General features: G+C 69.0%; 12 protein-coding genes and 1 riboswitch. Of the genes, 4 read left to right on the top strand and 8 right to left on the bottom strand.

Going from position 1 to position 10,696, the window contains the following annotated elements:
- Positions 1-6 precede the first annotated feature (6 nt).
- The 7 genes from cobW to minC form a co-directional block, all read right to left on the bottom strand.
- Positions 7-1,092, bottom strand: a complete 1,086-nt coding sequence (gene cobW, locus GGR03_RS15935) for a cobalamin biosynthesis protein CobW (RefSeq protein ID WP_183209743.1) — start codon at positions 1,090-1,092, stop codon at positions 7-9.
- 4 nt (positions 1,093-1,096) lie between these two features.
- Positions 1,097-1,633 carry a bifunctional adenosylcobinamide kinase/adenosylcobinamide-phosphate guanylyltransferase gene (gene cobU, locus GGR03_RS15930; protein WP_183209742.1) on the bottom strand — a complete coding sequence of 179 codons (537 nt, stop codon included), beginning with the start codon at positions 1,631-1,633 and terminating at the stop codon, positions 1,097-1,099.
- Positions 1,623-2,264, bottom strand: coding sequence for a HupE/UreJ family protein (locus tag GGR03_RS15925; RefSeq protein WP_183209741.1), 642 nt, complete (start codon positions 2,262-2,264; stop codon positions 1,623-1,625). Before GGR03_RS15925 ends, cobU begins: the two co-directional genes overlap by 11 nt.
- Positions 2,265-2,393: 129 nt before the next feature.
- A riboswitch (cobalamin riboswitch) is annotated at positions 2,394-2,644 on the bottom strand.
- 146 nt (positions 2,645-2,790) lie between these two features.
- Positions 2,791-2,940 (bottom strand): hypothetical protein, encoded by a 150-nt coding sequence (locus tag GGR03_RS15920; RefSeq protein ID WP_183209740.1) that lies wholly within the window; start codon positions 2,938-2,940, stop codon positions 2,791-2,793.
- Positions 2,941-3,013: 73 nt separating this feature from the next.
- On the bottom strand, positions 3,014-3,277 hold the full coding sequence (minE, locus tag GGR03_RS15915; protein ID WP_183209739.1) for a cell division topological specificity factor MinE: 264 nt from the start codon (positions 3,275-3,277) through the stop codon (positions 3,014-3,016).
- A complete protein-coding gene (gene minD, locus GGR03_RS15910) occupies positions 3,274-4,089 on the bottom strand; it encodes a septum site-determining protein MinD (protein WP_183209738.1) in 816 nt (271 codons plus the stop codon). The genes minE and minD overlap by 4 nt, the downstream gene beginning before the upstream one ends.
- Before the next feature lie 27 nt (positions 4,090-4,116).
- Positions 4,117-4,878: a septum site-determining protein MinC gene (gene minC, locus GGR03_RS15905; RefSeq protein ID WP_183209737.1), complete on the bottom strand. Its 762-nt coding sequence runs from the start codon at positions 4,876-4,878 to the stop codon at positions 4,117-4,119.
- Positions 4,879-5,065: 187 nt separating this feature from the next.
- Between minC and GGR03_RS15900 the strand changes: the two genes are divergently transcribed.
- The 4 genes from GGR03_RS15900 to GGR03_RS15885 are packed head-to-tail and all read left to right on the top strand — an operon-like array spanning position 5,066 to position 9,649.
- Positions 5,066-6,274 carry an ABC transporter substrate-binding protein gene (locus GGR03_RS15900; RefSeq protein ID WP_183209736.1) on the top strand — a complete coding sequence of 403 codons (1,209 nt, stop codon included), beginning with the start codon at positions 5,066-5,068 and terminating at the stop codon, positions 6,272-6,274.
- Between the two features lie 36 nt (positions 6,275-6,310).
- Positions 6,311-8,182 carry an ABC transporter permease gene (locus GGR03_RS15895; RefSeq protein ID WP_183209735.1) on the top strand — a complete coding sequence of 624 codons (1,872 nt, stop codon included), beginning with the start codon at positions 6,311-6,313 and terminating at the stop codon, positions 8,180-8,182.
- The gene (locus GGR03_RS15890; RefSeq protein ID WP_183209734.1) at positions 8,179-8,955 is read left to right on the top strand and encodes an ABC transporter ATP-binding protein; all 777 of its coding nucleotides are present in this window, start codon (positions 8,179-8,181) and stop codon (positions 8,953-8,955) included. The genes GGR03_RS15895 and GGR03_RS15890 overlap by 4 nt, the downstream gene beginning before the upstream one ends.
- On the top strand, positions 8,948-9,649 hold the full coding sequence (locus GGR03_RS15885) for an ABC transporter ATP-binding protein (protein WP_183209733.1): 702 nt from the start codon (positions 8,948-8,950) through the stop codon (positions 9,647-9,649). Before GGR03_RS15890 ends, GGR03_RS15885 begins: the two co-directional genes overlap by 8 nt.
- Positions 9,650-9,668: 19 nt before the next feature.
- On the opposite strand, the gene GGR03_RS15880 is transcribed toward GGR03_RS15885, so the two are convergent.
- Complete coding sequence (locus GGR03_RS15880; RefSeq protein ID WP_183209732.1) at positions 9,669-10,532, bottom strand: endonuclease/exonuclease/phosphatase family protein; 864 nt, start codon at positions 10,530-10,532, stop codon at positions 9,669-9,671.
- Positions 10,533-10,696 lie beyond the last annotated feature (164 nt).

Genomic DNA, 10,696 nt, shown 5'->3' with positions numbered 1-10,696 from the left:
CTGCTCCTACTCGGCGGCGTCCCGCGCCGCGTCGTCGGTCAGGCCGCGGATCGCCGCGGTGATCGTGGCGCAGGTCGCCGCGTCCAGCCCGTCATGCAGGCCGATGACGACGAGGCGCGTGGCGCGGGTCTCGCCGAACTTCCATGGCCGGTCGAAATAGGTCTCGATCCGCTGGCCGACGGCCTGGACGACGAGGCGCATGGCCTTGCCCGGCACCTCGGCGAAACCCTTGACGCGCAATATGTCGTGCGCGGCGATCAGGCCGGCGAGCCCGTCCGCGAAGGCCTTTGGGTCGGCGACGCTGCCGGCGTCGACGACGAAGCTCTCGAACTCGTCGTGGTCATGCTCGGCGCCGTCCGCCTCGTGCTCGATCTCGTGATGCGACTTGCGGCCGGCGATCAGATCCTCGGTGCCGGCGGCGATGCCGAGCAGCACGTCGGCCGGCAGGCTGCCGGCTTCGGCGCTGACGATCTTGACGCCGGCAGCGGCTTGCCCAGCGATTTCGGCGCGGACCCGCTCCAGCGTTTCGGCGTCGACGAGATCGGCCTTGTTGAGGACGATCAGGTCGGCGGCGCGGATCTGGTCCTCGAAGAGTTCCTCCAGCGGGTTGTCGTGGTCGAGGCTCGTATCGGCGGCGCGGGCGGCGGCGACCTTGTCCTCGTCGTCGGCGAAGCGGCCTTCGGCGACGGCGGCGGTGTCGATCACCGTCACGACGCCGTCGACGGTCACGCGGGTCTTGACCTCCGGCCAGTTGAAGGCGGCGACCAGCGGCTGCGGCAAAGCGAGGCCCGAGGTCTCGATGACGATGTGGTCGGGCAGCCGGTCGCGGGCGAGCAGCTTGGTCATGGTCGGGATGAAGTCGTCGGCGACGGTGCAGCAGATGCAGCCATTGGTCAGCTCGATGACGTCGTCCTCGGTGCAGGTCTCGATGCCGCAGCCGGTGAGGATGTCGCCGTCGACGCCGAGATCGCCGAACTCGTTGATGATCAGAGCGATCTTCCGGCCGCCGGCATTCTGCAGGAGGTTGCGGATCAGCGTGGTCTTGCCGGCACCGAGGAAGCCGGTGATGACCGTGGCGGGGATTTTCTGCATGGGTTCAACCCTTCAATTGGAGCGGCAGCCCGGCGGCGATGAAGATCGCTTCGTCACAGGCGGCCGCGACGATCTGGTGGAGGCGCCCGGCGTGGTCGCGAAAGCGCCGCGCCATGGCATTTTCCGGCACGATCGACAGCCCGACCTCGTTCGAGACGAGGACGATGAGCCCCTTCGGCCGGGCCTGCAGGCATTCGCCCAGGCGCTCGGCTTCGGCGTCGACGTCGCGCTCGGCGAGCATCAGATTGGTGACCCACAGGGTCAGGCAGTCGACAAGCAGCGCCGTCTCCGGCGCCGCCTCCCGCTCGATGGCAGCAATCAGGTCGAGCGGTGTCTCGACGGTGCGCCAGGAAGCCGACCGGCGCGCCTGGTGCGCACCGATCCTCTCCGTCATCTCGGCGTCGAAGGCCTGGCCCGTGGCGAGATACACCGGCGCAAGGCCGCTCTCGACGACCCGCCGCTCGGCAAACGCGCTCTTGCCGGAGCGCGCGCCGCCGAGGACGAAGACCGAGTGGCTTGCCGCGCCTGGCTCAGCCGGCAAGGCCGACGATCGCCAGCATCTGCTCGCCGAGGATGATCGCCCCGGCGCCGGCGACGACGCCGCCGGTAACGCGCAGGCCGAAATTCTCGCGCGCCGAGCGGCCTTCGCCGAGGAGCTTTACCGCGACATGGCCGGCGGCGATGGCGACGGCGTACTGGATGGCGGCAAAGCCGACGAGATAGGCGATGACCGCGCCGGATTCCGACCCGACCACGGCCTCGCCATAGGCATAGCCATGGAACAGGCCGGCGACGGCGAAGAGCCCGCCGGTCACGAGCATGCCGTAGCTGCGGCCGGAAAGCGCCAGGACGCCGATGGCGGCGACGGACAGCGCGATGACGAATTCGGCGGCCGGCAGGTCGAAGGCCATCAAATGCAGGAGCGTGCCGGCGACGGTCGCCCCGACGAACAGCAGCGGCGTGAGGAAGCGGTGTGCAGTCAACGCCGCAAGCAGGCCGACGCCGACGATGAAGGCGAGATGGTCGAGGCCGATCACCGGATGGGCGAGGCCTGACAAAAACCCGTCAATGGCGCTTTGCGGCGCCATGCCACCGGTCGGGTGATGGGCGAAGGCGGCGGAGGGCAGAAAGGTGAGAAACCCCGCGAAGGCGAGGCGATTGAGGTTCGGCATCAGACAACTCCCGTGTCCAGTTGATTTGGACGCAGGCATTCCGTCGAACCGGCGCGTTTCCCCCATAGCTCCACCGGACAAGGGGTCCGGCAGATCGAAACACGGGTCCGACAGGAACGCCCGTCCTGTAGGCTCTGGCGTTGGACGGCAGGTCTCCTGGCTCGCGGGTCGTCGGTCGTCGCCTCGCCTTCCCGGAGCTTAGGGGCTCCAGTGGCTTTCCCGGGCGGGCCAATGAATTGGCTCGTCCGGCGGTGACGACCTCGCCGCTCTACAGTCGCGGGGTCGGCTGCGATATGGACCCCCTGATTGGGTCGGCCCGTCGCATTCCCTCTTCGCCCCAGCCGTTTTGCAGCCGGGGAACCGTCCTTCGACCGGGGCACGATTCCCCGTACCCCGGTCAGTCGGCGACAGTAACGATCGGCCTTCGGCGCGCAAGTCATTTCGCCGCAGGGTCGGGGGCCGAAAGACAAGCGGCCCGGGCGAGGAACGCCCGGGCCGCTTGTCTGTCAGTCGTGGCAATCGCGCCTCAGCGCGCCGCGGTCTGCTCGCAGGCCTCGATATGCTTGGCGAGCGCCTCGTTGGAGAGGATGGCGCTGATCGACTTGATGTCGCGGTTCTGGAACTTCGGCAGTCGCTGCAGCTCCTGCAGCCTTTCGAGGAGCGTGGCTCGGCTCATGATCGATCTCCTTGTCTATCGGCGCCTTCATGCCGCGTCGGACGTGGCACGAAGGCGCGTTGAACGGACGCCGTCAGGCCGCCCGCACACTCGCGGTCACCGGGATCTCGATATCGACCTCGAGGGTCGAGACCTGTTCCCCGCGATCCATCTTGACGATCACCTTCTCGCGGTCGACCTGGACGTGCTTGGCGATGACGGCGAGGATCTCCTCGCGCAGGAGCCCGACGAGGTCGGAATGGCCGACCGTCGCGCGCTCGTGGGCCAGCAGGACCTGCAGGCGCTCGCGCGCCATCGGAGCGGATGTCTGCTTGCTGAAGAAGCTGAAGAGGTTCATGCGGCCCTCCGACCGAAGATCTTGCCGAAGATCCCCCGCTTCTCGCCGGGGATGGTCATCGGAACCTGCTCGCCGGCGAGGCGCCGTGCGGCATCCTTGTAGGCCAGCGCCGGGGCGCTGTTGCCGTCGCTGAGCGTCACCGGCGTGCCGAGATTGGAGGCGCGCAGGACGTCCATGCTCTCGGGGATGATGCCGAGCAGCGGGATCGACAGGATCTCGAGGACGTCGTCGACCTTCAGCATGTCGCCGCGCTCGGCGCGGGCGGGATCGTAGCGGGTGAGCAGGAGGTGCTTCTCCATCCGCTCGCCGCGCTCGGCCTTGGCCGTCTTGGAATCGAGCAGGCCGATGATGCGATCGGAATCGCGCACCGAGGAGACTTCCGGGTTGGTGACCACGACCGCGACGTCGGCGTGGCGCATCGCCAGCGTCGCGCCGCGCTCGATGCCGGCGGGGCTGTCGCAGATGATCCAGTCGAAGCTGTTCTTCAGCTCGTTCATCACCCGCTCGACGCCCTCGGAGGTGAGGTTGTCCTTGTCGCGCGTCTGCGAGGCCGGCAGCAGGAACAGCGTTTCCAGCCGCTTGTCGCGGATCAGCGCCTGGGGCAGCTTGGCGTCGCCCTGCACCACGTTGATCAGGTCGTAGACGACGCGGCGCTCGGCGCCCATCACCAGGTCGAGATTGCGCAGGCCGACGTCGAAATCGACCACCACGGTCTTTTCGCCGCGCTGCGCCAGTGCCGCCCCGAGCGCGGCGGTCGACGTCGTCTTGCCGACGCCTCCCTTGCCCGATGTCACGACGATTACTTTTGCCATCTTGTTCTCCTCATACCGACCGCGCCATCAGGCGACGGTCTCGGCCTTGATCGTGTCGCCTTCGAGCCAGATCTGGACGGCCTGCCCCCTGAGCTTGGCGTCCATGTCGTCGACCATCTTGTAGAGGCCGTCGATCGCCAGAAGCTCGGCTTCGAGCTTGCGGCAGAAAATGCGGGCGTCGGCATTGCCGACCGAGCCGGCCATCGCCCGCCCGCGGAGCGCGCCGTAAATATGGATCGAGCCGCCGGCGACGACTTCCGCGCCGGACGCGACCGAGCCGATGATCGTAACGTCACCTTCCGGGAAGATGATCGACTGGCCGGAACGCACCGGCTGGTTGACGATGATCGAGGCGACCGGGCGCGGTGCCTGCGGCTCCGGTGCGGCCGCTGCCTTGGCCACGGGCGCCGTGCCGGCCTTGCCGCCGTTCTTCGCGGCCGGCGCGGCTTCCGCTGCCGGGGCCTCGAAATCGGCGGCCGGCCGGCCGCCCTTCATGGCCGGCGGCATGCCGATGCCGAGCAGCGACGAACGGGCGCCCTCGATCCCCATGATGCGGACGCTGCGCTCGCCGAGTTCGCCGATCAGCTCCTTCAGCTGCTCCTGGCTGATCTCGAGGCCCTCGACGTCGAGGACGATCGGACGGCCGAGGAAGAAGCCGGTGGAACGCGACGCCAGATCGTCGAGCCGCGCCAGCCAGCCATCGAAGGGCAGCTCGGGCGACAGGACGAGGGCCAGGAACGAGCGACCCTTGAGGCGTATCGGGCGGGTGTCGGTTAAGCTCTTGGTCATCTCGGTTAATTTTCGGTTAGAACTTCATGTAAACGGCGATCGGTTAAGCGATGGTTAACGGCCGGACCATGCGCCGGGCTGACGCTTTAACCGGCGACGCTTCGCCGCCGCGGTAACCGATCGGCTTGTGAGACACTCGCAACTGCGCCATGACGCAAGGCAGCGTTCCGCCACCGGGGAGAGAGCCATGATCACCAGACGCAGCATCATTATGGCAGGCGCGGCGGCGATGCTGGCGTGGCTGCCGGGAGCGGCGGTGGCGCAGGAGCCGATCCGGCTCGGCGAGATGAACAGCTACACCGCGCTGCCGTCCTTCACCCTGCCCTACCGCAAAGGCTGGCAGCTGGCGCTCGACCAGATCAATGCCGCCGGCGGGATCGACGGGCGGCCGATCGAGGTGATCAGCCGCGACGACAACGCCCAGCCGGGCGACGCCATCCGCATCGCCGAGGAGTTCGTCTCCTCCGACCGCGTCGCGGTGATCTGGGGCGGCTTCTTCTCCAATGTCGGCCTCGCCCTCACGGACTTCGCCAAGCAGCGCAAGGTGCCGTATCTCGCCACCGAGCCGCTGGCGGACGCCATCGTCTGGTCGGCCGGCAACCGCTACACCTTCCGCCTGCGGCCCTCGACGGCGATGCAGGCGGCGATGCTGGCCGAGGAAGCCGCCAAGCTCGACGCCACGCGCTGGGCGATCGTCGCGCCGAACTACGCCTACGGCACCGACGCCGTCGCCGCCTTCAAGGCCGAGCTTTCCAAGCGCAAGCCGGATGTCGAGTTCGTCGGCGAGCAGTGGCCGCCGCAGGGCAAGATCGACGCCGGCCCGACCGTGCGGGCGCTGGAGGCGATGAAGCCCGACGCGATCTTCAACGTCACCTTCGGGCCGGACCTCGCCAAGTTCGTGCGCGAGGGCGAGATCCGCGGCCTGTTCGAGGACCGCGACGTGGTCAGCCTCCTGTCGGGCGAGCCGGAATATCTCGAGCCGCTGGGCGCCGAGGCGCCGGAAGGCTGGATCGTCACCGGCTATCCCTGGTACGCGATCGACACGCCCGAGCATAAGGCTTTCGCGGAAGCCTACGAGGCGGCCTATGACGAGCACCCCTATGCGGGCTCGCTGGTCGGCTACAACTCGATGCTGTCGCTCGCCGCGGCGCTGCGCAAGGCGGGCTCGGAAGACGCCGAGGCGCTGGTCGACGCCTTCGAGGACCTCGAAGTGGCGGGCGCCCCCTCCGGCACGTTCCGCTACCGCGCCTCCGACCACCAGTCGACGATGGGCGCCTGGGTCGGCAGGACCGCGGTCGAGGACGGCAAGGGCATCATGGTCGACTGGCGCTATGCCGACGGCGCGGACTATCTGCCGTCGGACGAGGCGGCAAGGGCGCTGCGGCCGGCCGAATGATCCGTTGGCCCCGCCTCGCCTGCCGGCGATGACGGCATGACGACGCTCGGCTTCTTTCTCGCGCAGCTGCTGGCCGGCCTCGCCGACGCCTCGGCGCTGTTCCTCGTTGCCGTCGGCCTGTCGCTGATCTTCGGCGTGACGCGGATCGTCAATTTCGCGCATGGCTCGTTCTTCATGCTGGGCGCCTATGTCGCCTATTCGGCGGTAACGTATTTCCCGACCGGCCATCTCGGCTTCTGGGGCGGCGTGCTGCTGGCCGCGCTTGCCGTCGCGCTGATCGGCGGGCTGGTCGAGATCGTCGTGCTGCGCCGGCTCTATGCCTCCACCGAGCTCTACCAGCTGGTCGCGACCTTCGGCGTCCTGCTGATCATCCAGGATGCGGCGCTCGCCATCTGGGGGCCGACCGACCTCCTTGCCCCGAGGGCGCCCGGCCTCGGCGGCGCCGTGCGCATCCTCGGCGAGCCGGTGCCGCAATACGATCTGGTGCTGATCGCCGCGGGGCCCCTCGTCCTCGGCCTCGTCTGGCTCGCCCTCAACCGGACGCGCTGGGGCATCCTGGTGCGCGCCGCCACCGAGGACCGCGAGATGGCGGGGGCGCTCGGCGTCGACGAGGCGAAGCTGTTCACCGGCGTGTTCATGCTGGGGGCGTTCCTGGCCGGTCTCGCCGGCGGGCTTCAGATCCCGCGCGAGACGGTGAGCCTTGCCATGGATCTCGACGTCGTCGTCGAGGCCTTCGTCGTGGTGGTCGTCGGCGGCCTCGGCAGTATCGGCGGCGCCTATGCCGCGGCGGTGCTGATCGGCGTCGCCAACGCCTTCGGCGTCTTGTTCTTCCCGACGCTGGCGATGGTGCTGCCGTTCCTGGTGATGGCGGCGGTGCTGGTGATCCGCCCCGTCGGCCTGTTCGGCAGCCAGGCGCTGGCGGCACCGGCCGCCTCCGAGCGCGGCGCGACCTTGCGACTGCCCGGCCGCGTGCAAGCGCTGCTCCTCGCCGGCGGCTTCGTCGCGCTGGCGCTGCTGCCACTGGTCACCACCGGCTTCGCGCTGGTGCTGGCGACCGACATCCTCGTCGCGGCGCTGTTCGCGGCCAGCCTGCAGCTGCTGATGGGCGTCGGCGGGCTGATCTCCTTCGGCCATGCCGCCTATTTCGGCCTCGGCGCCTATGGCGCGGCGCTGGCGGCCAAGCTGCTCGGCCTGCCGATGCTGCCGGCGATGGCGCTCGGCGTCGTGGTCGGCGGGATCGGAGCGCTGGTGCTCGGCTGGTTCTGCGTGCGGCTGTCGGGCGTCTATCTCGCCATGCTGACGCTCGCCGGCGCGCAGATCCTCTGGTCGACGGCGATCCAGTGGCGCGGTGTCACCGGCGGCGACGATGGCATTCTCGGCGTCTGGCCGGACGCCGCCTTCGCCTCGCGCCCGGCCTATTTCCTCCTGACGCTGGCGCTGGTGGCGATCGGGCTCTGGCTCATGCGGCGGATCGCCCATTCGCCCTTCGGCTACGTGCTGCGGGCCGGCCGCGACGCGCCGCTGCGGGCCGAGGCGCTCGGCATCCACGTGCGGCGCTGGCAGCTCGGCGCCTTCGTCCTCGCCGGGACCTTCGCGGCGCTGGCCGGCGCGATCTTCGTCTTCTCCAAGGGCAGCATCTTTCCCAACGAGATGTCCGTCTCCCGCTCCGTCGACGCGCTCCTGATGGTGCTGATCGGCGGCGTGCAGTCGCTCTCCGGGCCGATCGTCGGGGCGCTGGTGTTCACCGGCGTCGAGGACTGGATCAGCCGGCTCGACCACTGGCGCTCGATCTTCGGCGGGATGATCCTGCTGGTCTGCCTGTTCGCGCCGCGCGGCCTCGCCGGCTTCGGCCGCCAGATCGCCGACCGGCTTCGACGCCGCCCCGGCCAGAAGACGGCGCCGGCATGAGCGTGCTTTCCGTCGACAACCTCGCCAAGGCGTTCCAGGGCGTCGTCGCCGTCGACGATCTGTCCTTTGCCGTCGAGTCGGGGGAGATGGTGGCGCTGATCGGGCCGAACGGCGCCGGCAAGTCCACCAGCTTCAACATGCTCAATGGCCAGCTGACGCCCGATCGCGGCAGCATCCGGCTGTTCGGCAGGGACATCACCGGCTGGCCGGCCCGCCGCATCGCCCGCGAGGGGGTCGGGCGCACCTTCCAGATCACCCAGACCTTCGGCTCGATGACGGTGCGCGAGAACGTCCAGACCGCGCTCATCGCCCATCGCCGCCGCGGCTTCGACCTGTTCTCGCGCGCCGTCGCCTTCGACCCGGCGGCAGCCGATGCGCTGCTGGCGACCGTCGGCCTGTCGGAGGCGGCGGATCGTCCCGCCGCGCAGCTCGCTTACGGCGACCTCAAGCGGCTGGAACTGGCGGTCGCGCTGTCCGGCAAGCCGCGCCTTTTGCTGATGGACGAGCCGACCGCCGGCATGGCGCCCGGCGAACGCCAGGCGCTGATGGCGCTGGTGCGGAAGATCGCCAGCGCGGCCGAGGGCCCGAGCGTCCTCTTCACCGAGCACGACATGGACGTCGTCTTCGCCCATGCCGACCGGATCCTCGTCATGAACCGCGGCGCGCTGATCGCCGAGGGCGGGGCCGAGGATATCCGCAACGATCCAAGGGTGCGCGAGGTCTATCTCGGCGGCGGGGCCGTGCCGGCAACGGAGCAGGGCACCGATGCTTGAGCTCGACGGGATCGACAGCTTCTACGGCGAGGCGCACATCCTGCACGGCGTGTCGCTCAAGGTAGCGAAGGGCGAGGTCGTGGCGCTGGTCGGGCGCAACGGTGCCGGCAAGACCACGACGCTGAAATCGGCGATGGGGCTCGTGCGGCCGCGGAGCGGGCGCGTCACCTTCGCCGGGCAGGACATCACCGGCATGGCGCCGTGGCGCGGCGCGCGGCTCGGCCTCGGCTACGTGCCGGAGGAGCGGCGGATCTTCAAGGACCTGACCGTCGCCGAAAATCTCGAAGTGGGGCGAAAGGCGGGTCCCGGCGGCGCGGAAGGCTGGTCGGCGGAGCGGCTCTACGCGCTGTTTCCAAACCTTGCCGAACGGCGCGGCCAGAAGGGCGGCAGGCTATCGGGCGGCGAGCAGCAGATGCTGACCCTTGCGCGCACGCTGATGGGCAACCCGTCGATGCTGCTGCTGGACGAGCCCTCGGAGGGCATCGCGCCGGTGATCGTCGAGGCGATGGCGGAGGCACTGCTGACCCTGAAGCGCGCCGGTCTCGCGGTTCTCCTGTCGGAGCAGAATCTGGGCTTTGCTCGGATGATCGCCGATCGGGTGGTGCTGCTCGAAACCGGCACCGTGCGCTTCGACGGCGATTTCGCCGCCATCGAAGCCGATCCCGCCATTCTCGCGCGCTATCTGGCTGTCTGACGTATGCAGCCGGCGGTCTTCAGGCCACGGCTGCCAATGCGTCGCTGCCGGCCTGCTTGTCCGACCTGTTGCCGAGCCGGACCACTGCCTTGAGCGGTAGATGGTCGGACGCCATCCGGGCCTTGGGCGTGTTGTGAACGGCGATGCTGGAGATCAGATCGTGCGGCTTGGCGAGGACCCGGTCGAGCGCCCAGATCGGAAAGCGCGACGGAAAGCTCGGGATCGCGGCTTCCAGCGGCCCGAAATGCGGCTCTAGCCCGGAAAGCGACGAGCGCTTGCCGAGCCGCCATTCGTTGAGATCGCCCATCAGGAGCGTCGGCACGTCGTCGCCCGGCTCGATGGCCTGGAGCAGGGTATGCGCCTGCAGCGCCCGCGAGCGGCGCAGGAGTCCCAGATGCGCCGCGATGATCCGCAGCGGGCCGCAATCCAGATCGAGCTCGACGACCAGCGCGCCGCGCGGCTCGGCCCCCGGCAGGGACAGCTGGTGGGCGGCGGTGACCGTGCCGCTGCGGATCAGCAGCACATTGCCGTGCCAGCCATGGCCGCCCTGCGAGATCGGCAGCGAGATCGGCACGAGGCCCGTCTGGCGCTCCAGTGAATGCAGGTCGAGCAGCCCCGCGCGCTCGCCGAAGCGCTGGTCTGCCTCCTGCAGGGCGACCAGGTCGGCATCCAGTTCCCGGATGACGGCGATGGTGCGGTCGGGGTCGAAGCGGCCATCGACGCCGACGCATTTATGCACGTTGTAGGAGGCGATCGTCGTCGCCTCGCCGAGACCCTTGCAGCTTTCGGAAACGAAGGTCTGGCGCTCCTGGCGCAGCGTGGAGACGAGCAGAGGCCGGAGTTTCCTGCTCTTGTCCGGTTGAGGCTGCTTGGTTCGGCGCATGCGGCACGGCTCCGACGACGTTCTTGTAGGCTGATCTTAGGCGGCAACGCATATGGGCCGACCGGGCGGGACGCAACCGATATGGTTACGCTCGAGCTTTGCTCCTATAAGGCGACGTGCCTTTGAAGCCACCCAACGAGCGCGGGAGTCCCATGTTCCCTCAC

The sequence above is a fragment of the Aurantimonas endophytica genome, from assembly GCF_014196845.1.
GTDB lineage: Bacteria > Pseudomonadota > Alphaproteobacteria > Rhizobiales > Rhizobiaceae > Aurantimonas > Aurantimonas endophytica.
Note: the sequence above shows the minus strand (reverse complement) of the source record. Positions and strands in the feature narration are given on the sequence as shown.

Excerpts from the sequence above, each read along its gene's own strand:
- GGR03_RS15920 (WP_183209740.1), bottom strand. The coding sequence starts at position 2,940 with ATGAGCCGAGCCACGCTCCTCGAAAGGCTGCAGGAGCTGCAGCGACTG.
- cobW (WP_183209743.1), bottom strand. The coding sequence starts at position 1,092 with ATGCAGAAAATCCCCGCCACGGTCATCACCGGCTTCCTCGGTGCCGGC.
- GGR03_RS15900 (WP_183209736.1), top strand. The coding sequence starts at position 5,066 with ATGATCACCAGACGCAGCATCATTATGGCAGGCGCGGCGGCGATGCTG.
- GGR03_RS15885 (WP_183209733.1), top strand. The coding sequence starts at position 8,948 with ATGCTTGAGCTCGACGGGATCGACAGCTTCTACGGCGAGGCGCACATC.
- GGR03_RS15895 (WP_183209735.1), top strand. The coding sequence starts at position 6,311 with ATGACGACGCTCGGCTTCTTTCTCGCGCAGCTGCTGGCCGGCCTCGCC.
- minC (WP_183209737.1), bottom strand. The coding sequence starts at position 4,878 with ATGACCAAGAGCTTAACCGACACCCGCCCGATACGCCTCAAGGGTCGC.
- GGR03_RS15880 (WP_183209732.1), bottom strand. The coding sequence starts at position 10,532 with ATGCGCCGAACCAAGCAGCCTCAACCGGACAAGAGCAGGAAACTCCGG.
- GGR03_RS15890 (WP_183209734.1), top strand. The coding sequence starts at position 8,179 with ATGAGCGTGCTTTCCGTCGACAACCTCGCCAAGGCGTTCCAGGGCGTC.
- GGR03_RS15925 (WP_183209741.1), bottom strand. The coding sequence starts at position 2,264 with ATGCCGAACCTCAATCGCCTCGCCTTCGCGGGGTTTCTCACCTTTCTG.
- minE (WP_183209739.1), bottom strand. The coding sequence starts at position 3,277 with ATGAACCTCTTCAGCTTCTTCAGCAAGCAGACATCCGCTCCGATGGCG.
- minD (WP_183209738.1), bottom strand. The coding sequence starts at position 4,089 with ATGGCAAAAGTAATCGTCGTGACATCGGGCAAGGGAGGCGTCGGCAAG.